23 protein-coding genes and 1 pseudogene are annotated in these 26,997 nt (G+C 43.8%); 9 read left to right on the forward strand and 15 right to left on the reverse strand.

All coding sequences use genetic code 11. From position 1 onward, the window contains the following. Positions 1 to 98: 98 nt before the first annotated feature. The 4 genes from JC606_RS06760 to JC606_RS06775 all read right to left on the reverse strand — a co-directional run bounded on the left by JC606_RS06760 (position 99) and on the right by JC606_RS06775 (position 2,843). The gene (locus JC606_RS06760; RefSeq protein WP_170222428.1) at positions 99 to 548 is read right to left on the reverse strand and encodes a PTS sugar transporter subunit IIA; all 450 of its coding nucleotides are present in this window, start codon (positions 546 to 548) and stop codon (positions 99 to 101) included. Then, complete coding sequence (locus JC606_RS06765) at positions 545 to 1,801, reverse strand: PTS ascorbate transporter subunit IIC (protein WP_004740069.1); 1,257 nt, start codon at positions 1,799 to 1,801, stop codon at positions 545 to 547. Before JC606_RS06765 ends, JC606_RS06760 begins: the two co-directional genes overlap by 4 nt. A 10-nt stretch (positions 1,802 to 1,811) precedes the next feature. After that, positions 1,812 to 2,081, reverse strand: a complete 270-nt coding sequence (locus JC606_RS06770; protein WP_004740070.1) for a PTS sugar transporter subunit IIB — start codon at positions 2,079 to 2,081, stop codon at positions 1,812 to 1,814. Positions 2,082 to 2,366: 285 nt separating this feature from the next. Further along, complete coding sequence (locus JC606_RS06775; RefSeq protein ID WP_137407099.1) at positions 2,367 to 2,843, reverse strand: hypothetical protein; 477 nt, start codon at positions 2,841 to 2,843, stop codon at positions 2,367 to 2,369. 423 nt (positions 2,844 to 3,266) lie between these two features. On the opposite strand from JC606_RS06775, the gene JC606_RS06780 reads away from it, so the two are divergent. From JC606_RS06780 to JC606_RS06795, 4 genes are all read left to right on the forward strand, one after another. Next, complete coding sequence (locus JC606_RS06780; protein ID WP_198778268.1) at positions 3,267 to 3,887, forward strand: hypothetical protein; 621 nt, start codon at positions 3,267 to 3,269, stop codon at positions 3,885 to 3,887. A gap of 444 nt (positions 3,888 to 4,331) precedes the next feature. Then, positions 4,332 to 5,540 (forward strand): NupC/NupG family nucleoside CNT transporter, encoded by a 1,209-nt coding sequence (locus tag JC606_RS06785; RefSeq protein ID WP_198778269.1) that lies wholly within the window; start codon positions 4,332 to 4,334, stop codon positions 5,538 to 5,540. A gap of 298 nt (positions 5,541 to 5,838) precedes the next feature. Then, the gene (locus JC606_RS06790) at positions 5,839 to 6,108 is read left to right on the forward strand and encodes a hypothetical protein (protein ID WP_137407048.1); all 270 of its coding nucleotides are present in this window, start codon (positions 5,839 to 5,841) and stop codon (positions 6,106 to 6,108) included. 31 nt (positions 6,109 to 6,139) lie between these two features. Continuing rightward, positions 6,140 to 6,748 carry a class I SAM-dependent methyltransferase gene (locus JC606_RS06795; RefSeq protein WP_198778270.1) on the forward strand — a complete coding sequence of 203 codons (609 nt, stop codon included), beginning with the start codon at positions 6,140 to 6,142 and terminating at the stop codon, positions 6,746 to 6,748. A 111-nt stretch (positions 6,749 to 6,859) separates the two neighbouring features. Here JC606_RS06795 and JC606_RS06800 read toward each other — a convergent pair whose 3' ends face one another. Then, the gene (locus JC606_RS06800) at positions 6,860 to 8,032 is read right to left on the reverse strand and encodes a DUF3541 domain-containing protein (RefSeq protein WP_198778271.1); all 1,173 of its coding nucleotides are present in this window, start codon (positions 8,030 to 8,032) and stop codon (positions 6,860 to 6,862) included. Positions 8,033 to 8,317: 285 nt separating this feature from the next. On the opposite strand from JC606_RS06800, the pseudogene JC606_RS06805 reads away from it, so the two are divergent. Beyond that, a pseudogene (locus JC606_RS06805) lies at positions 8,318 to 9,671 on the forward strand (diguanylate cyclase domain-containing protein). Positions 9,672 to 9,834: 163 nt separating this feature from the next. After that, positions 9,835 to 11,472 (forward strand): DEAD/DEAH box helicase, encoded by a 1,638-nt coding sequence (locus tag JC606_RS06810; protein ID WP_198778272.1) that lies wholly within the window; start codon positions 9,835 to 9,837, stop codon positions 11,470 to 11,472. 627 nt (positions 11,473 to 12,099) lie between these two features. On the opposite strand, the gene JC606_RS06815 is transcribed toward JC606_RS06810, so the two are convergent. After that, a complete protein-coding gene (locus tag JC606_RS06815) occupies positions 12,100 to 13,632 on the reverse strand; it encodes a DUF3612 domain-containing protein (protein WP_137407052.1) in 1,533 nt (510 codons plus the stop codon). 169 nt (positions 13,633 to 13,801) lie between these two features. Between JC606_RS06815 and JC606_RS06820 the strand changes: the two genes are divergently transcribed. After that, entirely contained in the window at positions 13,802 to 14,401 is a 600-nt protein-coding gene (locus tag JC606_RS06820; RefSeq protein ID WP_137407053.1) for a hypothetical protein, read from the forward strand. 135 nt (positions 14,402 to 14,536) lie between these two features. On the opposite strand, the gene JC606_RS06825 is transcribed toward JC606_RS06820, so the two are convergent. The 6 genes from JC606_RS06825 to JC606_RS06850 all read right to left on the reverse strand — a co-directional run bounded on the left by JC606_RS06825 (position 14,537) and on the right by JC606_RS06850 (position 21,347). Continuing rightward, positions 14,537 to 15,553 (reverse strand): GGDEF domain-containing protein, encoded by a 1,017-nt coding sequence (locus JC606_RS06825; protein ID WP_137407054.1) that lies wholly within the window; start codon positions 15,551 to 15,553, stop codon positions 14,537 to 14,539. 422 nt (positions 15,554 to 15,975) lie between these two features. Next, positions 15,976 to 16,188, reverse strand: coding sequence for a transcription antiterminator/RNA stability regulator CspE (cspE, locus tag JC606_RS06830; protein WP_004740083.1), 213 nt, complete (start codon positions 16,186 to 16,188; stop codon positions 15,976 to 15,978). A 361-nt stretch (positions 16,189 to 16,549) separates the two neighbouring features. Next, positions 16,550 to 17,827 carry a cytosine deaminase gene (locus JC606_RS06835; protein ID WP_008217300.1) on the reverse strand — a complete coding sequence of 426 codons (1,278 nt, stop codon included), beginning with the start codon at positions 17,825 to 17,827 and terminating at the stop codon, positions 16,550 to 16,552. A gap of 9 nt (positions 17,828 to 17,836) precedes the next feature. Continuing rightward, the gene (gene codB / locus JC606_RS06840) at positions 17,837 to 19,075 is read right to left on the reverse strand and encodes a cytosine permease (RefSeq protein WP_198778273.1); all 1,239 of its coding nucleotides are present in this window, start codon (positions 19,073 to 19,075) and stop codon (positions 17,837 to 17,839) included. A 704-nt stretch (positions 19,076 to 19,779) separates the two neighbouring features. Continuing rightward, on the reverse strand, positions 19,780 to 21,003 hold the full coding sequence (locus JC606_RS06845) for an HlyD family secretion protein (RefSeq protein WP_137407055.1): 1,224 nt from the start codon (positions 21,001 to 21,003) through the stop codon (positions 19,780 to 19,782). Then, complete coding sequence (locus JC606_RS06850; RefSeq protein ID WP_102424698.1) at positions 20,997 to 21,347, reverse strand: MFS transporter; 351 nt, start codon at positions 21,345 to 21,347, stop codon at positions 20,997 to 20,999. The genes JC606_RS06845 and JC606_RS06850 overlap by 7 nt, the downstream gene beginning before the upstream one ends. Before the next feature lie 132 nt (positions 21,348 to 21,479). Here JC606_RS06850 and JC606_RS06855 point away from each other — a divergent pair, with 132 nt between their 5' ends. Beyond that, positions 21,480 to 22,487 carry an AraC family transcriptional regulator gene (locus JC606_RS06855; protein WP_171731336.1) on the forward strand — a complete coding sequence of 336 codons (1,008 nt, stop codon included), beginning with the start codon at positions 21,480 to 21,482 and terminating at the stop codon, positions 22,485 to 22,487. Between the two features lie 8 nt (positions 22,488 to 22,495). On the opposite strand, the gene JC606_RS06860 is transcribed toward JC606_RS06855, so the two are convergent. Continuing rightward, on the reverse strand, positions 22,496 to 23,422 hold the full coding sequence (locus JC606_RS06860; protein WP_198778274.1) for an urea transporter: 927 nt from the start codon (positions 23,420 to 23,422) through the stop codon (positions 22,496 to 22,498). An 83-nt stretch (positions 23,423 to 23,505) separates the two neighbouring features. Continuing rightward, positions 23,506 to 24,165, reverse strand: coding sequence for a pyridoxamine 5'-phosphate oxidase family protein (locus JC606_RS06865; RefSeq protein WP_198778275.1), 660 nt, complete (start codon positions 24,163 to 24,165; stop codon positions 23,506 to 23,508). A gap of 90 nt (positions 24,166 to 24,255) precedes the next feature. Here JC606_RS06865 and pdxR point away from each other — a divergent pair, with 90 nt between their 5' ends. Then, the gene (pdxR, locus tag JC606_RS06870; protein ID WP_137407059.1) at positions 24,256 to 25,716 is read left to right on the forward strand and encodes a MocR-like pyridoxine biosynthesis transcription factor PdxR; all 1,461 of its coding nucleotides are present in this window, start codon (positions 24,256 to 24,258) and stop codon (positions 25,714 to 25,716) included. 15 nt (positions 25,717 to 25,731) lie between these two features. Here the strand turns inward: pdxR and yjeH are convergent, their stop codons facing one another. After that, the gene (gene yjeH, locus JC606_RS06875) at positions 25,732 to 26,997 is read right to left on the reverse strand and encodes an L-methionine/branched-chain amino acid transporter (protein ID WP_137407060.1); all 1,266 of its coding nucleotides are present in this window, start codon (positions 26,995 to 26,997) and stop codon (positions 25,732 to 25,734) included.

The following is a 26,997-nucleotide window of genomic DNA, read 5'->3' on the forward strand; positions in this document are numbered from 1 at the left end:
ACCATATCACTTACTACCGTTTTTGTTTTTAGTTCCCGCTAATCCGCGATGAACCTTTTTATTTGGGGGCTTATTCGCTCAGGAGCAATGTAGCGAGGTTAGTATCGCTTTAAGATCTCGATGATCTCTTGCTCTGTTTCTGCAGCGATAATGGCATCAATGTCATCATCATTTTGGAACAGCTCAGATAGCGCCATGATGGTATGGATATGGCTATCTGAATCCATTGCCGCCAGAGTGATGGAAAGGTAAACGTCACCGTTATCTTCCGACTCTAAATCAACACCTTTTTTGAATATTGTCACCTGTAGTGATGCTTCGTTTACGCCGTCTTCAGGGCGAGCATGAGGCATTGCAATCTTTGGAGCTAGAACATAGTACGCGCCAATGTCCTTGTGCTTTTGTTTGATGGCTTCAACGTAGCTTGCTTCAATCTTGTTGCTCGCTAGCAGTGTTGAACATGTCACATCAATCGCAGCATCAACCGTTAGGTTTTCTTCAGAGTTGATGATAACGCCTTGGTTACCGACTAAATCGAATAAACTCATGAAACAATCCACCCTAGAATCAGACCAACCACACCGAAGTCGAAGTCAGCAAATGTTGTTGCTTCTAGGCCAAGTCCGCCAAGAACAGGAAGCAGTAGCATAGGCAAGAAAGAGATACATAGGCCTTGAGTGAATGAACCTAGAATCGCACCACGTAGACCGCCAGTTGCGTTACCGTAAACGCCCGCTGCACCACCTACGAAGAAGTGAGGAACAACGCCCGCTACAATAATTGTCCAGCCAAGTGCGCCTTGTACTGCCATTGCTAGTAGGCCAGCAGCGAAAGAACAAAGGAAGCCAATAAGTACCGCGTTTGGTGCTACAGGGAATACCATAGGGCAGTCTAGAGCCGGTTTTGCACCCGGTACTAGCTTGTCTGAGATACCTTTAAATGCAGGAACGATTTCAGCAATCAACATCTTCACACCTTGCAGTACGATGTAAACACCGCCGGCAAACACAAGAGACTGCATGAATGTGAACACAACCCAGTTTTGACCATTTGAAACGGTTTCTACGAACTCACCGCCAGCGACAATCGAAGCAAACATGAAGAAGATTGCCATGGTTGTTGCTACTGCGACAGGCGTGTCACGTAGGAACATTAGGCTCTTAGGCACATTGATGTCTTCAGTTGTTTTCGACGTGTCACCAAACTTGCTACCAATGAAACCAGATACCAGGTATGAGAATGTTGAGAAGTGACCCATCGCTAGTTGATCGGTACCCATTACTTTCTCTGTGTATTTCTGAGCAAGTGCAGGCATGATGACCATCAGTGAACCCACAATGATCGAACCAATTGCGACTAAAGCCGTGCCCTGAATGTTCGCTGTAGACAGGATAACTGCAACCAGCATAGACATGAACATTGTGTGGTGACCCGTTAAGAAAATATATTTTAGAGGTGTTAAACGAGCCAATAAAATATTCACAACGAATGCGAAGAACATAATTAGAGCCATTTCATAACCGAATGCTTCTTGTGCTAACGCCACAATTGCTTCGTTATTTGGAATAACACCACTTACGCCGAATGCTTCAGTAAATACTACTGAGAAGTTATTTAGAGCACCAACTAAGGCACCAGCACCAAAGCCTAAAATTAGGAAACCCATTACGGTTTTAATTGTGCCTTTAAGAATGGTAGAAATATCTGCTTTCTGTGCAACCAAGCCAATGAAAGCAATTAAACCCACCATGATTGCTGGCTCTTTTAATAAGCCAAGCATAAACTCGAAAAAGTTTTGCATAATTTTGACCTTACATGAAAGTTTTTAGTTGTTCTTCGATTGATGCTTTGTCAAAAATATTTTGTAGACTGATGATGTTTTCTTTACCAGCTTCTTTTAGTTGATTCGCAACGTCAGTTGCAGCAACCCAGATATCCGCAGTGCTTGATGCTGCAGAAGATAGATCTTCGTGATCAACTTCAGCTTCAAAACCAATTTTCTTAGCCACATCTTTCACTGCCATTTCCATCATTAGAGAAGTACCAAGGCCGTTACCGCAAACTACAAGAATCTTTTTCATAATATTTGTCTCGATTGGATTTTAAGGTTTGAGAAACTTCGTTCTCTTATTGTGTGGGAGCATATTAATGGAAATACCGAGATTTCAGTAATACTTGCGTCACAAAGTCAAAATGAGATTGTGACGCAGATCTCATTAAATTGCGCGAGAAATTCAGAGTGGGATCTTGATCAAATTAAGTTCTCACTTGAATATGCAACGTCTTTTATTTAGAGAGGGAGGAGGATCTTTATTTGGATATTAGAATATGAATCTTGAAAGGTTTAGCAAAGATCAAATATTGAATTAATCGTATCTGCCGTAATCAGTAAGCATTTTCTTAAGCATGCTATTAACGTCTTTAGTCTTTTTACTTCTTTTAGTTAACTGGCTTAGAGAAGTTGGTTTTGATGCTTCAAGTTTATCTTCATCAATATCTTCAACTTTGTCTTTCATTTTTTGTACTGCTGGCAATAGCATTCTAATTTCTTCATTGTCAGCATTTTTTAACACAACAATATTTTCAGACTCAACTTGAGTAATGGTTAATATTCCGTGTTTAACCGATTCAACCTGTTCGCCAATCATAATTGAATCAGGAGCAACCGAACGATCAGTTAGTTGACCTGTACGTAATTTAGCCGCACTGATAGCTCGAATATTTCCGGTGTTTTCAAACGCAACGATAACAGTATGAGTATTATAATATTCAACTACTGTCACATAACCGTGTCTATTTGTTTTGAATTTAGCTCCAATGTTCATATCGTGCGGAGCTTCCATTTTCTTCACGTGTTTCCTCTCTTAGTCTCAAAGGCTGTTATATCTGATCAGCTCTATTAGTATTTTATAGATATTATTTGGTGAGATACCTATAAAGTATATACGCATCTAAACTTAAGATGAATCTTGAAGTCACGGTAAATGAGGTAGAGCACAGAAAACTGCTAATAATCACACAGAATTAACTAAGCGCTTACTTGGTGAGCTACATGGGTTGAACATATTTTGTTCACTTCATAACTCTCATTTACAAGGGCTTGTTAGTTAGCGTTTTATTGATTGATGAATCAATAAATTCGACCTGATGTGTGAGCTAATTTATAGAAATAAAGACTGTATAAATTATTGATTTTATGAATGTTTACGGGGCGAGGCAATGTTTGTTAGAACAGCCTATTCAAAACAATAAAATAGGTAAATCTAATGAAAAAACTCGTCAGTTTGCTGCTCGCTGCAGTATCCCTAGGGCTTTCTGGCTGTGCAACAGTATTAACCGCAGAGCAGAGTGCGCCTCAACTCAACGAAGTCCCGCAAGAAAAAGCACTGACTATCGCTGTGATCGACAAGCGCCCTTATGTTCTTGATCACGACAAAGAGCCAAAGTTCGAAGGCATTATTCGTAGCTCATTAGGTATCCCTTATACCTACAACACGGCGACACAGCAGCCCATGTCTCAGTTTTTAACCGACAGATTGGTAGCAGGTTTGAAACAACAGCAAGTAGCTGTTGAGTCGGTAGAAACGACACCGGAAGAGGATATCACCAAGGTCGCTGAGCAGATGAAAGCGTTCAACAATAAATCAATGATGTTCGTCTTGAATGAATGGAAGTATGACTTCCACGCGTTCACGGACAATTCTTGGTACAACGTTAATGTGATTATTTACGATGAAGCGGGCGAAAAGCTACTCAGCAAAAACTTCCAAGGCGAGAATGATGTGCCTGATGGCGGTGCAATCATCAATGAGATGCAACTTATCTATAAACAGCGCTTCGAAGAAATCTTCCAAGACACTGAAGTGAAAAGTGCATTGCTAAACTAATCACTTTTGTTTTCTATCATATTTTGAAAAAGCCACACTCTGTGGCTTTTTGTTTTAGTGTGACTTGTACTTATCCTATTTATTACTAACAAAGTGAATTATCGCGGTAATTAGTTCGTTTTGTATGTTTTATGACCGCGCGATCGTTTGCGTTAAAAAATGTGATGAAAGTCTCAATCATCTGTTTATACTTCTCTTCCGGTTTTAAGCCGGTGCTTAGCCAATACAAGCCGTCACATGGATATGTGAATGACCCCACGGACCGGACCAGCTACGTTCCACTGCTTGTATAAGGTGATTTTTTACATGAACAACTCGTTGTTACAGCCGCTAACTTTGTTAGCCCCTTCATCGCGTAGCGTTTTGCTTGCGGTTCTTTGTCCTGTTCCTTTGATGTCATTCGCTTGGCTCATGTTCACTCTATAAGGATTACTAGGACACATTATGAATATTCTATTTGGTTTTGTCGGTGTTATTGCACTGATTGCTTGCGCGTACCTGCTATCTGAAAGTCGTTCTTCGATTAACTGGAAAACGGTGACTCGTGCACTACTACTTCAAATCGGCTTCGCAGCTTTAGTTTTGTATTTCCCATGGGGACAGTTAGCGTTAACAAGTCTAAGTAATGGTGTTTCTGGCCTACTTGGTTTTGCTGACGCGGGTATTGCTTTCCTTTTCGGTGATCTTGCTACTGAAGGTTTCATTTTCGCGGTTCGCGTACTTCCAATCATTATCTTCTTCAGTGCTTTGATCTCTGCGCTTTATTACTTAGGCATCATGCAGAAAGTGATTCAAATCTTAGGTGGAGCGGTGCAAAAACTGCTTGGCACAAGTAAAGCTGAATCTCTGGTAGCGACTGGTAATATCTTCCTTTCTCAGGGTGAGTCTCCTCTTCTTATTCGTCCTTTTTTAAAGTCTATGACTCGTTCTGAACTGTTTGCTGTAATGGCAGGTGGTATGGCATCGGTAGCTGGTAGTGTGCTTGGTGGTTATGCAGGCTTGGGTGTTGAACTTAAATACCTCATTGCTGCTAGCTTCATGGCGGCTCCGGGTAGCTTGTTAATGGCGAAGATCATCGTTCCTGAACGTAGCACACCGAGTGACTATGACCACATTGAGCTAGATAAAGCTGACCAAAGCAACGTAATTGATGCATTGGCTAGCGGCGCGATGAACGGTATGAAGGTTGCGGTAGCCGTTGGTACGATGTTGATTGCATTTGTGAGTGTGATTGCCATGGTAAACACTGGCTTAGAAAGCCTAGGTGATACGTTCGGCTTTGCGGGTATCACGCTGCAAGCTATCTTCGGTTACCTATTCTCACCACTAGCATGGCTAATCGGTATTCCGAGTGATGAAGTATTAATGGCGGGTTCTTACATTGGTCAGAAGATCGTAATGAACGAGTTTGTTGCTTTCATCGACTTCGTTGAAAACAAAGCGCTACTGTCTGAACACAGCCAAGTGATTGTGACATTTGCATTGTGTGGCTTTGCTAACATCGGCTCTATTGCGATTCAACTGGGTTCTATCGGTGTAATGGCGCCAGAGCGTCGCGCAGAAGTAGCGAACCTAGGTTTGAAAGCAGTCGCTGCTGGTACGCTAGCAAACCTAATGAGTGCATGTTTAGCGGGTATCTTCATCCTGCTTTAATCTAGATTGAGCAAAAGCCTCTAGATTCAGTCAAAGCGGAGACCTTGTTTACGGAGTTTACGTAAGGAAGGTCTCCGCTTTTTTGTGGCTGTTACAAAGTCGAATGATATGAGGACTAGGTTTTTCGTGCTGTTATAGTGAGTGAAGCTTCACTCTGAAGAGTAATAGAGCAAGCCTCTTTTATCCTATATACTTGAATATTATTAGGTTGCGATTAGTGGTATGCGGTTTCGAGTAGCGATATTTGGTACCGATGAACAATAGTGGCAACCAAATTCAATAAATCAAAGGTCTTCCCATGAACATGCGCGTTCTCATTGGTCTTATCACCACCTTCATTGGCTTATTTGCAATGGTTTATCTTATTGCTGGTGGTGAACAATTTCCTATCTCTCAGTGGCCAAAAGAAGCTTATCTCGGTTTGGTATTTAGTGTTGTCTGGGGCGCGGGTGTAGCAGCATCGGCAGCGTACTTCTTTTCTGCACTGGGGTTCGTGACCGTTGCCGCGGTTTGCTATGCAATTGGCTACAAGATCGGTGGCTTACTTACTAACGACTCTGAAGCCTAGCTAGTCTGACTATGTGGTTGAGTTGCATGTAATGCATTGGCGCGATCGTTTTAAGGTGTATTGGTATCACCGAAAGCAAACCCATCGTTGGAAAGGGGACAAAGCAAAGTCTCTAGGTTGGACCAACGAAGAGAGCCAGTTGTGTCGCTTCGAAGTGATCGCGCGCGCTACAGACTTCGAGAAAAAAAGTGTTTTGGATTTAGGGTGTGGTTACGGAGATCTGTTTGAACTACTCGACAGCATTTATCGTCTCCAATCATACACAGGTGTTGACCAGCACTCTGGCTTCCTTAAAACGGCCAAGCAAAAATACACAGAAGATCGATGCCAATTTATTGCAGGTGACATGAGCAAGATGCCTCTTGAAACCCATGACGTGGTTATCGCTAGCGGTTCATTGAATTACATTTTTCGAGATTCTGATTACCTGACGAATATGATTACTCGGATGTTTGACCTAGCAAATCAAACCGTCATATTTAACCTTCTTAACTCTAGCCAGTACCCTTCGAGCAATACCTTGATGAGTTATCACCCCCAGGGCGTTTATCGCTTCTGTAAAACGCAGTGTGACGATGTCTCTTTGATTGAGGGTTACACCGAAGGTGATTTCACTATAGTGATGAACAAGGCTGTCTGAGCGTTTTAGCGTTATGCTTTGTCCGCGCTATTGATATGTGTCAGGTATTAAAAAGCCGCATGCCTTAAAGGTGTGCGGCTTTTTGGTTTTTTGTCGTCTGGCTTAAGTGTTCTATTTATTCTCAACGAGCCCGTAAGGAATCGTTTTAAATACCTTTGGGTTCCCTTTAAAGGTTGGTGCTTCATTCACTTGTTGCCAGTCAAGCAACATGATTGCCAATACGTTGCGGTGCTCTCCATATTCAAGATCAAAATCACCGGTGATTGAAGGGATCATACCGCGCTTCTTATCAATCGAGGATTGGATAGCAAGTCGAGTCTTCTCTACCACTGGATCATCTTCAAGGCCTGCCAATAGGAAGGTTAAGCCAACCTCGGCAATAACATCTTCTTTGGCACGCAGCAGGATAGTATCGATGTTCTCTCTAAAGTAATCGTAGATCCATTGGTGTTCTTGTTCGCTGACCTGATGTTGATAGTACTCAGAGTCACCGAAGATGACGTGTGTCATGCCGTAAATCTTATTGCCAAACTGTTGGCTAGAGAGCTTTTTATCCTTGTCGTCAGGGTAGGCTTTTTTAAAGGTCTCGACGAACTCATCAACCACATCTTGCTCACCCAGTTGGCGCAGCCAATAAACCTGATTAGCGAGCTGAGCTGCCCACGCTTTCACCATGTCTTCATTGGTTACATAACGAGAAAAGTCATAGCGACGAATGATTTCGCGTAGCTTGGCATCGTTCTTGTGTTCCAAACCGTATTCATTGGCACGTGCCATAGAGCCAAGAAGATCAACGCCTAGATATAGATATTCGGGCATATGCTTGGTGATATTGTAACGTCGTACACTGCGCTCATCGTCATCACCGACGTAAGAAGCAACACGTTTCTCTGAATAAATGACGATTTGCTCCATGGTGTGAACATCATTCGACAGGCTGCTGAGCTTACTCGCCACGCGAGCCATATCGCTCCATACCGCTGCTGCGTATTTATCATCTAATGTTTGACGATACATGCGCAGTCCGTAATGCCCCTCTTTAAAGGCCGGAAGCGTGTAAAGCTGGCTTTCATAGGTCTGACGAATCAAGTCGGCTGATTGTTTGAAATATTGTTCTTGAGAGTAGAGCGATTCAGTTTGCGATTGAACAGTTGGTACGCTTGTTGCGGTATAGTTCTCTTGTACTTCAACCGCCCCGTTTGTTTCAGAGGAAGCTTGTGCGTGGAACGCAATGGCAACAGAAGTTGATAATAAGGTGCACAGAGTGAGAGTTTTTAACTTCATATGAGTAAAGTACCAAGCTGATTAATCGTGAGTATAAAATAACACTGATGAATCCTTTAATGTAAGGTTTGGGTCAATACAATGTAAGCTTTATAAGGCTCATTTAGGTTTTTTGATTGAGTAATCAGTGTAGTTAACTGGCTATGAGTGATGAATGACTCAATAATGAGTGTAGACCAGACTTAAAGTGTGGATTTTTAATCGCTTGTCGGCATACTGAAAAAACAAGCCAGAAATGAGCCGATTAAAGGCAGTAAACAGAACAATAGTGTTAGAGGTTCTCGAATGCCAAGTCGTTTTAGCAAGCAGTGGCCTGCCAAAGTATTATCGTTGTTATTCTTCTTTGTAGTCGTGAGTGCAATTGAGCATTTTCACGCCAAGCAATTGACCTTTCTTAAAAATGAATCGTATTCGGTCGCCAAAAAGCAACTATCTATTATCCGATCTCGTATAGAAGCGACGATCGTGTCTGACATGTATATTCTCAATAACTTCTCAACACTTGTGACGATCAATCCTAATGGAGACCAAAAGGTTGGGACCAGATTGCTCAGAACATCATTCGAGATGGCTTCCACATTCGCTTAATCGGTCTCGCTGAGAACGATGTACTTAATTTTGTTTATCCACTGGAAGGCAACGAACAAATCCTAGGTATTGACTATCGAGACCATCCAATTCAATGGGAGTCGGTTGAGATTGCTCGCAACATAGGTAACACCTTTATTGCGGGTCCTTTTGATTTGTTCCAGGGTGGGCAAGCCTTAATAACAAGAACCCCTATCTTTAGAGATCCTCCTTTTAACCAAAACTATTGGGGCGTATCGAGCGCGGTTATCGACCTAGATGCACTGTTAGAAGATGTAGGTGTTGGCAAAATTGAAAACAAATATAACTTAGCCATTCGCGGTACAAACAGTGCTGGTAAAGATGGTGAGGTGTTCTATGGGACGCAAGAGGTGTTTAGTAATGCCTTTACTACCGAACAGGTAAACTTTCCTTACGGAGGTTGGTATTTGGCGTTATCGGGTAACGACCACGTACTGATGGATGTGCCTTGGTATCGAATCCATAGTGTTAGGCTGATTGGGTATGGGGTGATGCTGATTCTTATGGGCGCTTACTTCATGATCTATCGCCTTTATCGTATTGCTGATAGCCGTTCAATGCATGATGAACTGACCATGTTGCCAAATCGACGCTACTTTATGTATAGCCTCAAGCAAGCATTCAAAACGGTTCAGAAGCATCGAACGAAGACTTTCGCCGTGGTGAATATCGACCTTGATGGTTTTAAGGCGATTAACGATACTTATGGTCACGCGGCAGGTGACAAGGTATTGATTGAGTGCGCCAAACGAATCAAGAGTATGCTACGCACCTCAGATATTGTTGCGCGTATTGGTGGTGATGAGTTTTTGGTACTGCTGCCACGCATTATTGATGAGGAACACGTGGCAACCATTACGCAAAAGCTACAGGCGCGATATGCGAAACGCCAGTGGTTTATGAAGCACACTCGTTTTATCTCAGAATCAGTGTGGGGTGGGTCGTTTATGACGACAGCTTTAATGATGTCGATGGCCTGTTGAAAGCCGCTGATGAAAAAATGTACGAGCAGAAGCGTCAGATAACCTAGAAAGAATCTCAGTTGCGATTAGAATTTAGTTGCTGAATGTGGGGAAAAGCCTCAGAATACCGCGCTTTGCTACGTATCAATGATTTGATCAGCAAAAGCTGCAGCGGCACGTTCTTGTACTTTGTCGCTCATACTAAATGTTATTCAACTGAGAAAATAATCTATGAGTTTTACCTCCCTTGGCCTTTCAGAACCGATCCTTAAAGCTATTGAAGCACAAGGTTACGATAAGCCATCACCAATCCAAGAGAAAGCCGTGCCAGCTGTCCTAACAGGCAAAGATGTGATGGCCGCTGCTCAAACAGGGACAGGTAAAACTGCAGGTTTCACACTACCTATTCTTGAGTTGCTATCAAAAGGCCCTCGTGTACGTCAGAACCAAGTTCGTGCACTTGTGTTAACACCGACTCGTGAGCTTGCTGCGCAAGTGAATGGCAGTGTTGTTAAGTACAGTATCAATCTACCTTTGACTTCGAGTGTGGTATTCGGTGGCGTAAAAATTAACCCTCAGATGCAAAAACTGCGTAAAGGCAGTGATGTGCTGGTGGCAACACCGGGTCGCTTGCTTGATCTATACAACCAAAATGCTGTGCGCTTCGATCAACTTGAGATTCTAGTCCTAGATGAAGCGGACCGTATGCTAGACATGGGTTTCATCCGCGATATTCGCAAGATCTTGGCTTTCTTACCTAAGAAACGTCAGAACCTACTGTTCTCTGCAACCTTCTCTGATGACATCCGTAGCCTAGCGAAAGGCTTGGTTAATAACCCGGTTGAAATCTCAGTAAGCCCTGCAAACTCGACGGCGAAAACGGTTGAACAGAGTATCTACCCAGTAGATAAGAAGAAAAAGAGCCCAATGCTTGCGAAGCTTATCAAAGACAATGATTGGCGTCAGGTGCTGGTATTTAGTAAAACTAAGCACGGTGCTAATAAGCTGGCTCGTTTCCTTGATGAGCAAGGCATTACCGCTGCACCTATTCATGGCAACAAGAGCCAAGGTGCTCGTACTAAAGCGCTAGAGAACTTCAAAACGGGTAAGGTACGCGTGTTAGTCGCAACTGATATCGCGGCTCGTGGTATTGATATCCCACAACTGCCTCAAGTGGTTAACTTCGACCTTCCACACGTTTCAGAAGACTATGTACACCGTATTGGTCGTACAGGTCGTGCGGGTGAAGTAGGTAAAGCAATCTCATTGGTTTGTGCGGATGAAGTTGGTGAGCTGTTCGGTATTGAACGTCTAATTCAACAAGTGCTAGAGCGCCGTGAACTTGAAGGTTTCTCGCCAGTAAACAAGCTTCCGGAGTCGCGTTTGGATACACGTCCAATCAAACCTAAGAAGCCGAAGAAAGCAAAACAACCACGTGAACACTCGGATGGTCAACGTTCGGGCGATAATGCTCGCGGTCACAAGCCTGCAGGTAAGAACAAGCGCCATGTACCAGGCACAGGGTCTGCACCAAAACGCAAACCGACACAGGGTAGAAAGCCTGCTGAAAACAACCCAGCCGCTATGGGGGAAGAGAAGTCAGTAAGAAACAATGGCAGCAACTTCAAGCGCGGGAATACAGGTAAGAAGCCAGCTTCGAACCACTCTAATTCACAAAGCCACTCTGGTTCGCAACGCAAGCCTGGCTCGCAAAACAGTCAGGGTAAAGTGGGCGACACGGGTAATGCTAAGAAATCTGGATACGGTGGCAGCTACGGCCCAGGTAAGTCATCGAATAAGCCTTCAGGAAACAGACCTTCGGCGAACAAACCGTCTCGATCTCGTTCGAAGCCTGCGCCTCAGAAGTAAGAATTTCTGCTGCTAGCGCCATAAGCAGAGTGTTGCTTTCTTGAAAGCCTAAATCGCTCTGCAACAGCACTGAGATAAACGCGAATATTGATGATCAATGTTCGCGTTTTTTTATGCGTGTGGTATTGAAAAGTGGTAGGCTGAAAGGGATGTTAAACTTATTGAATCTATTGAAAAAGAGTAATTTAACTCAAGGTTAATCTGTCTTTAATAAGTTTTTAATAACAACATAATCACTAGCGTTTTTGTTGATATTTGCAATTTGCAATTCCAGTTTGCAAAACAAACAAGAATTTACGGCTAATACGTGTCCAGATGCGTAATAAATAGGGGGTTTTAAAGTTGGCACGCATGCTGCATTAGTAACGGTGACCCTTCTTAAGCCGAGGGTCACCTAGCCAACTGACGTTGTTAGTGAATCTTTATTGTTCACACAAAATATATGACCAATCACCTTTTTGTGATTGGTTTTTTTTTGCCTGAATTTGAGGTTCTATTTTTGATTTGCTTTTTACTCTCTTCCAAAACTAAGCAAACCGAATTATCCATTAACCCTAATTAGCTCAGCTTTGCTAAGCAAAACAAGCAGAGCATGAATGCTAAGACACATGCCCACTGGTTTCGCTATTAACTCTCACCGCACTTTGAATAACAGCTTGGTTGGCGTGGGCACTCTCCGCCTCTTGAGCAGATAAGCCTCGCCTCTGTTTCTATCCCACGTTCAATCCAATTTATATTTAGAATCTTGGCTATGGTCGTGAGATCTTTCTTGATGTTACGTGGGATCGCTACAGAGCCGCCATTGTCAACGCATGAAGCTTTTAGCTGCTCTGCTATTTCTCTTGAATTACCGCCTTGGGCATCAATCGCAGGGTTGAGGTCTATGCCGGCACACAATACGCGATTGTTACCCGCCGGATCCGTCATGTTGATGGATTCGCAACAGTAGATTCTTGGCTCGTCACCCACGTTTAAAATGGAGATTTGAGCTGAGCTACCCGCACGAGGCTCTGATAATCGACGGAACACAGCCCAATGCTGACATGGGTCGGCCACCGTTCTCATATTCCCCCAAGGCAGTGGAATCCCGTTCCCGCGGTATACCGCCTTGAGTTTCCCCGGTCCATAAGCATCAAAGTAGTGCCAATGAGGGTAGGGGGAGACTACCGTCATTCGTCGCATCGCAACAGAGGGGGAAACCCCTGCTCTTTGGTGGACATCGATTTCATAACCGGTACGGTCAAGCAATTGTCTGAAAGGAACCTTCGGGCACAGCAGAGCACCAGCAAAGAAGCTGGATTCAAAATCTCGCCACGCTTGCAAAATATCTTGAGAGTTGAGTTGAGAAGACCCTGATACTTGGTTGTCGTCCCATGTGTTGTTATTTCCCACCGACAACACACTCTTTAACCCTTCTTTGCTATGCAAAATGCAATGGCCGATGTAAACCGACAAGTCGTATTTTAAACGCGTTGGATATTCTTTGAGGATTTCATTTAAGAAGATGGTACCAGGCGGTTCAAAAAAGGACGTTACCAACTGTTTGGCGTTGATACCGAGCTCATCGACTACGTCTTGCGGTGTGCGTGTTACCCAGCGGATGTTGATTCCGAGGCTTCTAGCGATGTCTATTAGGTCTTCTATGCTGAGGTTGAGTCGTTTTAGGCCCACCTCTTCAGCAGCCCGCTCAAGGTCAGGGAAGTGGTTCTGGTGGCTCTCTTGGTGGGCTCTAATTAATAGATGTGCGAATTGGCGCCCAGAGATACCTGTTTGCGACAACATCTCAGGTATCGCAATTTGCAGGATGTCGTTAGAGAAAAGGAAGCTGGGCTCCAGAGCCATACCGCTAATCCCGCCTCGATTACCTTTGTCGGGAGCAATGGCCTGCTGTTCTGATTCATCGTCAAGAAACCATGTTGGGCTCTTTTGGAAGACCTGAGCAATCACTTCGAGCATATCGATGCTTGGGACTCGCTTTCCACGTTCAATCATAGAGAGGTAAGAAACGGAAGGTGCATACTCTGGGTTGATTCTAATACAACGCGCAGACAGATCTTCCATCGTTAAATGGTTACGCTTCCTAAGGTTACGTATCTTCGTACCTAGGAAATGTGACTGACGAACTAAACTTTTTGACAAGGCCATATTTGTAAAATTCACATTGTAAAATTTTTGTTGTGAAATTGTATGTAAAAAAGCGCTAATCTACAAACTAAGCAATTCACAAAACGATAAATAAATTAAACGTTCGTTTGGAATAATTGCTCTAGGACACATTTTTGCGTTAAAAATCGGTGGTTTTCACCGGACTAGTCAAGAGGGAAAGACTATGAATATGCTTACATTCGATAAAACAGAAATCCAAAAACAATCAAAGCCATTTATCGCTGAAGCTGTCTTTGCCGTGGAGACAATCAGTGCAAACCAGCAAAATGAGAAGCAAGTGAAAGCAAAGCAACTGCTTGACCGTCTATTTCCTCTTGAGCATGGCTCTCACCAAGACGTAACGAGCTACGTAGTCGATTACCGTCATATCATGGCTTACTTCAAAGACGGACAGCATAGCGGCCTAAAACACCCTAAGCACTTTGTAGCCTACATGGGGGAGAAGAGCGACCCTGATTCAATCTTGTTCCGTGATGGTAGCGGAAGCCACTTAGAAGTGATGTTTGGTTGTCACAAAGGTACTGGCTGCATTGAACTGGTAGAGATTGATGATATCCAACTGGAATCGTGCACGACATTCGGTCAAGCTCCAACTGAATCAACGAATACCACTTTACACCAAGAAACTATTGCTGCGATGCGACACTGGATCAGCCTAGTTAAAGGTGATGAAAAGGGTAAACCAAAGGCGTGTAGTGAAAATAAAGAATTTAGAGCAAAAAGTGGTGAGGACTACTGCCTAAATTACTGTTTCCAAATTTAAAGCCGAGCCTTCAGCGCTCTGAATCAAGGGCATAATAAACTAAAAGCCCCAAAGGTAATGCCTTTGGGGCTTTCTAATTTCAATAAAGGCGAACCACGCGTAATTCGGTTAAATAGCCTGGACCAATGATGGTCCTTATAGAGGCATAACTCGATTACGGCCAAGTGTTTTGGCTTCGTAAAGCAGCCTATCGGCGCGTTCGATCAGCGATTGAGGGGATTCCCCTGGTTCAAGCTCGGCCACACCAAAAGAGGCGGTAATATTACCGACTTGTTCACCACTGCGACGATCTTTAATCGACAGCTTTTCTAACGAACGACGGTTAGTATCAGCAAGTTGACGTGCGATACGCATGGATTTATTTGGCACAATAAGTGCGAACTCTTCACCGCCAAATCGATATGCTGAAATACCCTCACGACAACTTAGCTTAAGTTTGCGAGCAATACCTTTTAGAACCATATCACCAAACAAGTGACCGTAGGTGTCGTTGAAATTCTTAAAGTGGTCGATGTCGAGCAAGATCAAACATAGAGATTGGTTGGCTTCACAGAGTGTCTCTAAATCTCGGTCGAAAGAGCGACGGTTATACAGTGTGGTGGTGCTGTCAAAAAGCGCGTCTTTTTGAACTTCAACAAGCTGGCTCTTCAGCTTAGAGATTTCAGAAGTGGCCGAGTTCAGTTGAGAATTTAAGAATTGGGTCGAGTGGCGAATGTTTCGAGACTCAGAAACAAGCTGACGTACCAGTGACATCACTTCGTCGATAGATAGGCTTTCATTTTCAACGCGAGACAGGTCTTCAAAACTTTTGTCGATCATATCCGAGAAAGCCGAAGTATCCGTTAGCGTATCATTCATAGAGTTTGATACTTCAGATACCAACAGCTCTAAGTTAGCGCGCAGATCATTGATATTGGTTTCAGATTTGCTGGCAACGTAGTTGTTGTAAAGTTGATCACCGACTGCTGGGGGGCAGATACCATAATGTTCCAGTACCCCATCCATATCTTTAGTCAGTTGCGGGATCGCATTATCGACATAGGTGTACCAAAGTGCGTAATTTGCAGGTGTGGTCGACACCCTATTCTTCATCATAAGAGGCACCGCTTTCTTTAGATTAGCGGTGGATTTCTGAAATTCGTCTTTGTTCATTATTTTTACTGCAGATATCAAACCAACTAAAGCCACTTGTGGACAAGGTTAGCGGATTTCGAGGAGCTTTGCTTTAAAAATTATATAATTAATGGATGAGGGTTGGATAAATTACTCATTTTTATTATGAATATCGATTGCGTACTTATAACGGCGATCTAATGGATTGTTCTTTAACCAAATTTTGAGTTATTCACTTTGCAACAGCGATGTAGATGTCAGTACTGAAGCTAGGCAAGGATTTGGAGAAATTACGCTTTAAGTGGGTGAGCCAAAGTTAGTGCGTTTGTTAGAGCAGCGAGTGATTTAAGCGTGGTGTAGAGGAAGTGCTCAGTAGTAGGAGGGGGCAGAAATTTTTCGACAGATAGAAAAAAGCGCCGATAAAAATCAGCGCTTTAAAATTCTTTTTAGCTAAATGCTAATTATTGAGCAACAACGTTTGCTGCTTGTAGGCCTTTTTGACCGTTTTCAACTTCGAAAGAAACCTTTTGGCCTTCTTTCAGAGTTTTGAAGCCTTCAGAAACGATAGCACGGAAGTGTACGAATACGTCAGCGCCGCCGTTGTCTTGAGAAATGAAGCCGAAACCTTTCTCTTCGTTAAACCATTTTACAGTGCCAGTATTTGTGTTAGACATAATTTGTCCCTTATTCATAAATTTTCTAAATTGTTGATTGCATTCAATGCAATGCGCTGATAATTGAATTATTTAATATTGCTAAGAAATAAGGAAAAACTACTTACAAAAACGGGTAACGATTTTACATGTCAATTTTTTACTATTCATCTAACTTAAATAACTCCGGCTAACAGAGCGAGTGCATGTTAACACAGTCTTTCGAGATGTACACACATTGATTGCGAAATCAGTGTTTTTTTTGTCATACCGTGCGAATTAACAAGAAACACACTGAATTAGTGATAGTTTTGTCTCTTCGCCAACATAACAAAAGGAAGCATCTCAGCTTCCTTTTATTCGATAGTAATTATAGACGATATTAGCGTTTAAAGCTTACATCTTCCGTCTTATCTAGATTAATTTTTGTTTTCGCCGGCTGAGTCTCCGCGATCACTTTGCCGTGACGCACTGAGTACTGCACAGGAACTTGGCGGCGCACTGCATCAAAGCCATTCTCTGCAGGAAGAATCAGTAGGCTACCAGGCTTACCTTCTTCGATACCATAGTTGTTTTGAATGTTCAGCGTGCGAGCCGAGTTTTTGCTAATTAAATCAAGCGAGTTGTTGATTTGGTCATAGCCCATCACTTGCGTCACATGTAGCCCCATATGGAGTACTTGAAGCATGTTTGCAGTGCCTAATGGGTACCATGGGTCGAACACATCATCGTGACCAAAACAGACGTTGATGTTCGCTGCTAGCATCTCTTTAACGCGAGTCACGCCACGACGTTTAGGGTAGTCATCGAAGCGGCCTTGTAAGTGAATGTTCACTAACGGGTTTGCAACGAAGTTGATGCCAGACATTTTCAATAGGCGGAATAGGCGAGATGCGTAAGCACCATTGTAAGAGCCCATCGCTGTCGTATGGCTTGCTGTTACCTTTTCGCCCATTTCGAACTTATGAGCTAGGGCTGCCAGTGTCTCAACAAAACGAGATTGTTCGTCGTCGATTTCGTCACAGTGAACGTCGATGAGACAGTCGTATTTACGTGCAAGTTCAAATACATAGTGCAGCGATTCAACACCGTATTCACGAGTGAACTCAAAGTGTGGGATAGCACCGATAACGTCAGCACCGATCTTCACAGCTTCTTCAAGAAGTTCTTTGCCGTTAGGGTATGAAAGAATGCCTTCTTGAGGGAATGCGACGATTTGGATATCGACCCACTCTTTCATCTCTTCACGCACTTCAACCATCGCTTTTAGCGCGACTAACGTTGGATCAGACACGTCTACGTGAGTACGAACGTGTTGAACACCGTTAGCAATTTGCCATTTCAATGTTTGCTTAGCACGAGATTTAACGTCTTCAATCGACAGCAGCTCTTTACGCTCAGCCCAACGCTCAATGCCTTCAAACAAAGTGCCAGAGATGTTCCAGTTTGGCTCACCAGCAGTTTGAGTCGTATCAAGGTGAATGTGCGGTTCACAGAAAGGAGAAACCGCAATACCGCCTTCTGCATCAAGGATATCGCCTTGATGATTGATTTGCGCGTCATTATCGAGAATGCGAGAAAATTGACCATTTTCAATCAGAATCTGTTTCAAGCCTTCTTGGTCTTGAAGTTTCGCGTTCTTGATTAATAAGGTTGTCATAGTGTGTCCTTAAGCGGCCTGAGATTTCAGAGCTTTTTTATTCAATAGAGGGTTTAGCACTAGGTAACTGATTGCACCTCCTAACACGGCGTTCAAAGGAACAACGCCAGGGAGGAAGTGACCTGCTGCTACGCCTGTTGCAATCGCGATAATGCCAGCCCAGTTAACGGTTTGGAACTCCGCATTTGCAAAATCTTTGTAACGTTTACGGTTCGCGAAGAAGTCGGCGATGATAACGCCACCAATTGGTGGAATCGCTAGCGAAAGGAAGGTTAACCAGCCAACAAAGTTGTTGTATAACCACAGCGCGAAAATCGTACCGATAATGCCGTTAATGATAGACATTGTAGTACTTGAGCGGCCTGTGATGTTAGAGAAGCCTAGGCCTGATGCGTAAAGCGCGTTTTCGTTGGTCGTCCAGATATTTAAACCTAGTACGATAATCGCAGGCAGTAGTAGACCTTGAGCGATCATCACATCTGAAATGTCCGCTTGACCTGTTGCTGCTGCACCAGCCGCACCGAAGATGAACATCAGCGAGTTACCGATGAAAAACGCGACCATGGTAATCAGTACTGCGCTCGCTGGTTTCTTACCGAAGCGCACGAAGTCAGCCGTTAATGTACCTGCACTAACAAATGAACCGACAACCATAGCTAAGGCCATTGAGAAGTCCATTGGCGTTTCTGGCTTGATAAGTTGTAGCTGCTCTAAACCACCAACACTGTCTACGGCTGTCAGTACTGAGTAACCACCCAGAATAGCAATAGCGGGAACGGCGACCGCTGACAGCACCATGAGCGCTTTAATACCGAAGTACACAGTACCTGTCATTAGCAAACCAGATACGATGATTAAGGTGTTGGTATCAATGCCTGTCGCTTTTTGTACTGGAATCGCGAACATCGCTACACCTACGCCAAACCAACCGACTTGTGTGCCACCAAGTAGAGCAGAAGGAAGCCATGAGCCTTTAGTACCGAAAGAGAAACGAGCAAGGAGGTGAGTAGAGAGGCCAGTAGATGAGCCGATGTAGCCAAGAAAAGAAGTGTAAATACCGAGAATTAGGTTACCGATGAGAACGGCGAGGAAGAAATCGTTGAATGAAAGGCCTGTCCCGAGTGAACCACCTGTCCACATACTTGCAGAGAAGAAAGTGAGTCCAAGCATTACCATGGTGAGTGAAGCAACTCCTTTCCTAGCCGATGTTGGAACCGGCCCTAGACTGTAGTTATTATCAGCAGCCATTTTTTAACCTCCGCAAATGATCAAAATTAAAATTAACGGTCGCCGTATTGCAGGCAAACGTGCGCATTATGGTGATATAAATCACATAGTCAATGCTAATTTTGTCAATAGAGCCGGCTTAAAATCAGTTTTCTTGTCAATTTCTATATAAAACATACGGTAATTTTTATGATTTGTTTCGTAGAAATTAATAGAAAACGTTTTCTATAGCGTATTGGGTGTCTACTAGTGATGGTTGACTATGAATGTTGATTGTTATGCGATTGAATGGGTGTCTGTATCGAGGGGGGATTGGTTAGCCAAACGACAGGTAAAAAAATAGCCAACCGCAATAATCGCGATTGGCTTATATATTTTGTGAACAAGAATAGGTTCACTAACAACGTCAGTTGGCTAGGTGACCCTCGGCTTAAGAAGGGTCACTAGATTACATTGCAGTTAGTGTGCCAACTCTAATAACCTTGATTATCGGCTGTTTGATAGCAATTTGGTGCGTATTTAAGCGCTTTCTTAGCATTTTGAAATTGAGTTTTTGCGTAATGCGAATGCATTTTGCGAATTGGTATTAGTTTGACGATAAATGGTAGGGGGGCAAGCTGTTGGCTCTTCTTTCTGAGTTAAGCTTATTGGTTTGTATTCAAGAAACGAAAAGCCCGAGTGATCAGTGATCACTCGGGCTTGGTGTTTCTAATCCATGAAGGTGGTTAGATAGAGTAGAAGAAGTATAGCTGAGACTTCATTCTGATGATGATGCCACGGATAACATCCAGGAAGGCCATAAAGCTAATTGGCTTCTCACCACTAACCCAAGCAAGCCCTACTGAGCCGACAGGGATGTCGTAACCTTCTGTTTCATCAATCTTCAAACGAACGAAGTGGTGCTTGTTCTGAAGGTTTCGACCTGTGGTTACTCGAACCTGTTCATCGATACCTAATAAGCTGGCTTGTGCCTCACCCGTTGCTTCCACAATTCCTTCTACTGTCGCAGAGAAGATTTTCCCTGGGTATACCGCTGTTGCGAACTCCGCAGGCTGACCGACTTTGATGTTGCGAATCGCTTGGTGGTTTACTCGCATTAACACGTATTTCTCTTCGGTATACATTTGTATACGAGGCATCATCGAAACACGTTGCCCTTCACGAAGAATAAAGTTGGTAACAAAGCCATCTGATGGCGCCGTTACTTTGGTACTATTTAAGTCCCATTGCGCTTGTGCCAGTGTCGCTTTTGCAGATTCGACTTCCGTTTTTTGCTTACTAACGTTGGTCTCTGCTTTATGGATGTTTAACTTGGCGTTTTCCGCATCTACTTCTTTTTTACTCAACTGAGATTCAAGCGTAGTGACGTTGTGTGTTGCTAAGTCCACCTTTGCGGTTTGTTGGTCGATGTCAGACTCTGTAATGGTGTGTTCAGCCACACTGTTTTGCTTTTGATAACGATCCAGTGTCTTAGACTGCAAAACTAAGTCGGTCTTTGCTGACTCAATTTGTGCTATCGAAGCTTTGATGTCTTCAAGCGCTGATTGGTAGCTGACTTTTGCGATACTGACTTCTTGACGAGCGGTATCTAGAGCGACCTCTGCTGACTCTAACTGAACCTGTGCCTTGTCTCGAGCGATCACATATTTGGTGTCGTCGATCTCGTAGATCAATTGCCCTTCAGCCACGTCTTGGTTCGGGTGAATATGTACCTTCGTGGTTTTCCCAGACACATTGGTTGAATCTGGACGCAATTGAATGTGTGGCGATTGAACCACAGAGCCCCCAGACAAATCCATTGGCGTTAAGTTAATCAGTCCGACCCATACAAACATCAGCCATGATGTACCTCCAAGGTAAGCAAACGCTTTTGTGCCTTTGTTCCAAGGCATACCAATCAGTCTCAATAAATAGATGAACAGCGCCCAAATTGCTAAACCTTCTAACATGTTTGGTTCTCCTCACCTTTAGTTTTAGTCGTGGTTGAATCTTTTGGTGTTGGTGGTGCTTTCCATGTATCTCTCAGGTTGATAATGGCTTTCTCCATATCAACGAATGCTAAGATCACGGCGAGTACCCATACCCAGTGCCATAAAAATCCAATCCATGTGAGTGCTGTGATCAAACCGAGTTGTTGATGCTCTTTACTGTGAGCTTTATTGATTGGTAATTCATGAACACGCCAGAACCCGTAACATGCGGCGGCAATGGTTGCGACCAATACAACCCCCGCAACTACGTGTAGCGCTGTATCAGCGCCAGTTCCGACAAATGGGACACTTACTAAACTCATTGATAAACCCTAAGCTAAATTGAGCGCTGAGTGTGATAGATATCCGATTTATAGGTTGCAAATTTACCAATTACTTCAATAATGGCAGGTAAATGATTTGATCTGTAATTACATTTCAGGGTTTTATCACGAATGAACAATTGTAACTTCTTAAGAGCATTAGGAATTTTAGGTATTTATCAGTATGCGGCGGCTAACCGCGACATAGATATGGATTCTTTAGGCATTCCCAAGTCAGTCTTCGCTAACGCTTTGAACCTGATTCCTGTCAATGAAGTGGATAAATGGTACGGCTTACTCGAGCAGCAAACGAACGATCCCGACATTATTTTGAAGCTTGCCGATAGGGTGGACATTGAGAGGTTAGGGCCACTTGCTAACTGGTTCTTCTCCGGGCACGACTTAGCTTCAACTATTCGTAGAGTCAATATTGGACTGCACTGTTTACAGTCGGGGGCTTTTCTCTATGGAACTCAGGCTGGGAGCTTAATTAAGTGGTGTTACGATAATCCTGAGTATTCTGAAGTTGGTAAGGTTCATGACTCAGTGCGTATCGCAATTTTCATGATGAAGATTATTAGGCGATATTTAGGGCCTGATTTCAAACCAGCGTTCGTTTCTATCGCAGGGTATCGTGAGAACGTTGACCTTTATGAAAAGTACTTCGGTTGCAATATTCAATGGGGCCAACCCCGCACCGAGGTTTGGATTCCAAGTAAGTCGAGACTATCGATTAATCAGTCACCGAGTGTTGGGAAAATGGGTTTGGCGATGAATTTTCATGATCTAGACAATTACCTCAATATGCCAGATGCCGGTGATGAACATAAAGTGACGTATGAGATGATCAACTACAGCCGCCACTTTGGGTTGCCGACCTTGTACAAGGTCTCGAGTTTACTGGGGTTATCTGAGCAACAGTTTCAACGGCGCTTGCATAAATTGGGTGTCAACTTTTCTACCATTATGGGTTATGCATTAAGCAATGTTGCTGTGGAGTTGTTGAGTTATAAATTGTCCATTGAAGAGGTTGCGAAACGCTTAGGCTATACCAATGTCGCGAGTTTTAATAGAATGTTTAAGAAACATCGAGGTTTAACACCGAAGCAATACATAGAAAGGTTCAGGAGCGATTTATAATGGCATTACTATGCGACATTGGTTTTTTGTAATCTGCTAGATAAATAAACCATTAGCCAGGTGCTGAGAACGAAAGGTGCCGTTAACGGGATGAGTTCTAGTCGATGAAAAATAAGGGTGATTAGGCAACTGCAGAGCATAACCGCGATAACCAACTGCCATGTAACTCTTGTTGGATAGAGAACGAGTGCCAATGTCGCTAAAATGGCGTTGTAGCCATACAACCCTTGAGAAATCAGTGTGTCATCAACACCAATCATGTAGCTAAACAGAGTGCTGATGACTGCAGCCAACACGATCCAAACTGCGTATTTGACGCTGTGGAGCGTGATAGCAATTAAAATAATCAGCCCTGTCCATTCGTTGTTGATAAAGCTGACTTGGCTGATCCCTTTAAGTATGGTCAGAATAAAAGTGGGCAGCAGAGTTCCAAAATCGACATCAATATTCATCAGCGGTATCCGATTAGAATCTGATGGAGAAAAGACCGAAAGGTCCAAGCTCGATTGAAGTGCATAAATCAGCCAAGCAATAATGATAAACGCGCTGGTATAACCTCGATATTTATCAAATCTGAATACGATATTAGCGATAGGTACGGTGAGTAGTGCACCGAATATTGTTACTACCACCAATAGTGGCGTCACACCAAAAAAGTTTCCGATGAACAGAGCAATCAGCGCTCCGTTTAGCGCATACATTCCACTGTTTATGTGATGATTTGGTTTGCTGTTGGTATGACTAAAGGTATAGACACCACGAGCCAATGTGTAGCTGCAACTCGCGCCAAGCAAGGTGAGTAAAGCCAGCGGAAGTGACTCCATTGAGATCGCAAACAATAGTAGAACCGACGTCACGAGAGAAGGGGTGAAATAGACTTGCCCAATACCATTGAGCAAGCCCTGATGTTGTTGAAAGTCCTTATTCGTCTTCATCGTCTGGCTACGTTATTTACTAATGTTAAAATTTTGATAAACCAGATTGTATACAACTATCCTCTACTGACCACCCTATCGTGCTAATTCTGATACCAACGTTCACCATAAGCTTGTTGGTAGTCAGGCTTTTCAATGAACCCCTCTTGCTCGGGTACCGTTTCTAGTGGGCCCACAACGGTTCGATAGGGAAGTACCCCAGCCCATACAGGGATATCCATATCAGCCAGATCGTCATTCACACCATGCTTACCAATTTTCACCGATGCTTCAGTTAATGGTATCGCCAATAACTCAGTCGCAGTGAGCTCTTTTTCATTGCTCAGCCTAACCTCATCGGTTCTACCAGGGGCTATCTGCTCAATGAAGATATTCAGCAAGCGATCCTTTTCTTGATTGTCGTCGATGACTGAAAATGAACCCAGTATAACCGCTGAACGGTAGTGTGCGCTGTGATGAAAGGTTGAACGAGCCAACACCCAGCCATCAAATAGCGTGAATGTTAAACAGGTTGGTTCACCCTTTTTAAGCCCTCTAAGCAAGCGACTGTTTTTTGCACCATGAATGTAGACCATGTCACCCACTCGCCATGCCAACATTGGTATCACCATCGGCCCTTGTTCGCCCTGCAAAGCAATATGTGCGATTAAGCTTTCATCAATGATTTGATGCAGTTTCTCTTGTTCAAATACCGCTTTATGAGCCCCTTTCTTAATAGTGGTTCTTTTCGTGTTAGATAACATAATCGCTCCTTAATCATTGCCTTTTGATTAATGTAGCGATTAACTGGTCTATTAAATAGAGCCACTTTTAAACACTATTTGGATCCAGTTATGCAGCCTATCGATGTCGGTGACCTACAACTTAGTGAGCAACATGACACGCGTCAAACCGCTTTATTCCATGCGATCAGAGAGAAGATCGTTCAAGATTTATGGAGTAAAGGCAGCAAGTTACCTTCAACGCGCAAGTTGGCTGTTGAGTTATCGGTGAGCCGAAATACGGTGATCTACGCGTATGAGCAGTTAGTCACGGAGGGCTATATCGAAAGTCGTAAGGGATCTGGCTTTTATGTGTCGGTCGAACAGCCCGAACATTTCTTGAACTCGTCTCAACCTAACCTTGTTCAAAAGACGAGTCAGGTGGCTGCACAGGCTTCGGTAGTACCTAGAGCCATAGCGACAACGCATGATATCAATAGTGGCTTTGCCCCCGGAGTGCCTGATCTCAACGCTTTCCCTTTTGCGAAATGGCAAAGGCTACTGCAGCGACATTCAACGCGTCAAAACATTGCAGGCAACCAAGACGTCCAAGGGAGTGTGGCTTTACGAGATGCGCTCAGTGGCTATCTCGCGAGCAGTCGCTCAGTTCGCTGTCACGTTGATCGAGTTATTATCACGGCGGGGGCGCAACAAGCGATTTCCATTGGTTTGATGGCAACGTTGATGATGGGGGATGAACTATTGATGGAAGAACCTGGGTATCGACAAGTCCATAAAATCGTTGATCTGTTAAAGCTCAAATTAGACGGTGTGGCGGTGCGAGAAAAGGTTGGGCTTGATATCGATAAAGTCCTCTCCAGTAAAGCCAAGGCTTTGTACGTCACTCCAAGTAACCAATACCCGATGGGGACTACGCTTAATACTGAGCAGCGCCTTAAGCTGATTGATTGGGCGAACCAAAACCAATCTTGGATCATAGAGGATGACTATGACAGCGAGTTTCAGTTCGCTCACCGTCCATATACCAGTATGCAAGGGCTAGCGGGCAAGCTTGGCTTGGATGATCGTATTATCTATGTCGGCTCACTAAGTAAGGTGATGTTCAATGGCCTTCGCTTGGGTTATTTGGTGGTTCCAGAACACTTGGTTGCTAAGTGTCTCGAGATTAAAGATGCGCTCAGTGGAGACACCGCAAGCCATACTCAAGAAGCATTGGCTGATTTTGTTCGTGAAGGTGATTTATTACGACATATCAGGAAGATGCGTCGTTCGTACAAACTCAAATACGAAGCGATGATCGATGCCATTGAAAGTGAGTTTAATGGCGACCTTGAGGTGATAAGCCAAGCGGCGGGACTGCATGTAACCGTCAAATGGGATGGTGGTATTTCTGAACATGAATGGAGCCGAAGAGCTGAACTCGACAATATTATTATTCGCCCATTTTCTTTTTACGAATATGGCTCGAGTGTTGAGCGTGTTTGGAATGGGGCGTTATTGGGTTTTGGGAATATTCGTTTGGCAGAAATAAAGCCGAAGATCAAAGCGATCGCTCGGCTTTTTTATCAGTAAAGGTATCTGTAGTTCTTATAACTTATCGATAGAAACGGTGGCTTTACCGAACCATTTTTGCCAAGGGAGTGACAATGTCACAAAAATCGTCACAGCATACAGCATTGACCAACTTAGACAGATAAACACGATAGTGCAGATAACCAATGAAAGCATCGCAGTGTATTTAGAAGTACCTTTCAGAAGTCGGCAAGCGGCTAGCATTGCGAGTAGATAAACCAGCACAAAAATACCGTTAGCGAGCTTTAGAAAGAACTCAAGGTCTAGATTGGACAGATCGCCAATCACACATGAAATCAGTGCGATAACGCCGATTGCTAACGTTGGGTAGAGCGGCACTCCGCGGCTATTGAGCTGTGCCATTTTGCCATCCGGTCGATGCTGACGAGCCTGAGCCCAGACCATTCGTGACAAGCTTTGTGTGTATAGGTTCAGGCTAGCGAAACAGGCAAAGAAACCAAGCACACTGATAACAGCTTTAAACCCATTACCAAATAGTTGTTCAGTTACCCATGGGATTGATGCGGCATCAAACTCCGTTGAGCCATACGCGCCTAGCTTTAGGATTGCCACTGAACAGGCCCAATACACTAAGCCAGCAACGAAACAACCAACAACGATAGCAATAGGGAAATCACGTTGAGGGTTCTTGAATTCTTCCCCCATATGAGCAAAAGCTTCGATCCCGACAAAGCACCAAAACATCACGGCCAGTGCGGCGCCAATAGACCACATAGAGTCAGAGGATAGGCTCGGTATCGCTATATCGGTTACAGTGATCTCAGCCTTCCAAACGAAAGCACTAACTAAGGCAAAGATTGACAAGGCAATCACGGTTTGTAGGCGGCCGGAAGATTTGCTGCCCATAAGATTGACCGCAATCAGTAGCGCTACGGTAAAGAACTGAGCTCCGAGTGGTGTGTCGAGCGGTGCTGGTAATAACTGTTGGGCAAAGCCGCCAGCCAATGCGATAGCCGCTGGAATACCCACGGGTACTACACTCACAAATAACCAAGCAACACTCGTTTCCAATCGTTCACTAAACGCTTGGCGAACAAAATAGGCAGTGCCTCCCGCGTTCGGGTAGCGTTTACCTAGTGCGGCGAAAGTGAGAGCAATAGGGCAAATAGCGATAAACAGGATTAACCAGGCTAACAGTGATAATTGACCTGCAATACCTGCAGCGATAGCGGGAATCATAAATAGCCCAGTACCAAGCAAGGTCGTTGAAAGTTGCCCGATGCCGGACATTAGCGTGATTTCTTGTTTTAGCTGGGTCAT

Origin of the sequence: Vibrio sp. IB15 (assembly GCF_016406055.1) — a bacterium.
GTDB lineage: Bacteria > Pseudomonadota > Gammaproteobacteria > Enterobacterales > Vibrionaceae > Vibrio > Vibrio chagasii.

What these genes read in the sequence shown, in the direction of transcription:
- JC606_RS06760 (WP_170222428.1), bottom strand. Translation starts at nt 548, where the DNA reads ATGAGTTTATTCGATTTAGTCGGTAACCAAGGCGTTATCATCAACTCT.
- JC606_RS06835 (WP_008217300.1), bottom strand. Translation starts at nt 17,827, where the DNA reads ATGACAACCTTATTAATCAAGAACGCGAAACTTCAAGACCAAGAAGGC.
- JC606_RS06800 (WP_198778271.1), bottom strand. Translation starts at nt 8,032, where the DNA reads ATGAAGTTAAAAACTCTCACTCTGTGCACCTTATTATCAACTTCTGTT.
- codB (WP_198778273.1), bottom strand. Translation starts at nt 19,075, where the DNA reads ATGGCTGCTGATAATAACTACAGTCTAGGGCCGGTTCCAACATCGGCT.
- JC606_RS06775 (WP_137407099.1), bottom strand. Translation starts at nt 2,843, where the DNA reads ATGGAAGCTCCGCACGATATGAACATTGGAGCTAAATTCAAAACAAAT.
- JC606_RS06825 (WP_137407054.1), bottom strand. Translation starts at nt 15,553, where the DNA reads ATGAACAAAGACGAATTTCAGAAATCCACCGCTAATCTAAAGAAAGCG.
- JC606_RS06855 (WP_171731336.1), top strand. Translation starts at nt 21,480, where the DNA reads ATGAACAATTGTAACTTCTTAAGAGCATTAGGAATTTTAGGTATTTAT.
- JC606_RS06790 (WP_137407048.1), top strand. Translation starts at nt 5,839, where the DNA reads ATGAACATGCGCGTTCTCATTGGTCTTATCACCACCTTCATTGGCTTA.
- JC606_RS06845 (WP_137407055.1), bottom strand. Translation starts at nt 21,003, where the DNA reads ATGTTAGAAGGTTTAGCAATTTGGGCGCTGTTCATCTATTTATTGAGA.
- pdxR (WP_137407059.1), top strand. Translation starts at nt 24,256, where the DNA reads ATGCAGCCTATCGATGTCGGTGACCTACAACTTAGTGAGCAACATGAC.
- JC606_RS06765 (WP_004740069.1), bottom strand. Translation starts at nt 1,801, where the DNA reads ATGCAAAACTTTTTCGAGTTTATGCTTGGCTTATTAAAAGAGCCAGCA.
- JC606_RS06860 (WP_198778274.1), bottom strand. Translation starts at nt 23,422, where the DNA reads ATGAAGACGAATAAGGACTTTCAACAACATCAGGGCTTGCTCAATGGT.
- JC606_RS06785 (WP_198778269.1), top strand. Translation starts at nt 4,332, where the DNA reads ATGAATATTCTATTTGGTTTTGTCGGTGTTATTGCACTGATTGCTTGC.
- JC606_RS06820 (WP_137407053.1), top strand. Translation starts at nt 13,802, where the DNA reads ATGAATATGCTTACATTCGATAAAACAGAAATCCAAAAACAATCAAAG.
- yjeH (WP_137407060.1), bottom strand. Translation starts at nt 26,997, where the DNA reads ATGACCCAGCTAAAACAAGAAATCACGCTAATGTCCGGCATCGGGCAA.
- JC606_RS06795 (WP_198778270.1), top strand. Translation starts at nt 6,140, where the DNA reads ATGCATTGGCGCGATCGTTTTAAGGTGTATTGGTATCACCGAAAGCAA.
- JC606_RS06770 (WP_004740070.1), bottom strand. Translation starts at nt 2,081, where the DNA reads ATGAAAAAGATTCTTGTAGTTTGCGGTAACGGCCTTGGTACTTCTCTA.
- JC606_RS06810 (WP_198778272.1), top strand. Translation starts at nt 9,835, where the DNA reads ATGAGTTTTACCTCCCTTGGCCTTTCAGAACCGATCCTTAAAGCTATT.
- cspE (WP_004740083.1), bottom strand. Translation starts at nt 16,188, where the DNA reads ATGTCTAACACAAATACTGGCACTGTAAAATGGTTTAACGAAGAGAAA.
- JC606_RS06780 (WP_198778268.1), top strand. Translation starts at nt 3,267, where the DNA reads ATGAAAAAACTCGTCAGTTTGCTGCTCGCTGCAGTATCCCTAGGGCTT.
- JC606_RS06850 (WP_102424698.1), bottom strand. Translation starts at nt 21,347, where the DNA reads ATGAGTTTAGTAAGTGTCCCATTTGTCGGAACTGGCGCTGATACAGCG.
- JC606_RS06865 (WP_198778275.1), bottom strand. Translation starts at nt 24,165, where the DNA reads ATGTTATCTAACACGAAAAGAACCACTATTAAGAAAGGGGCTCATAAA.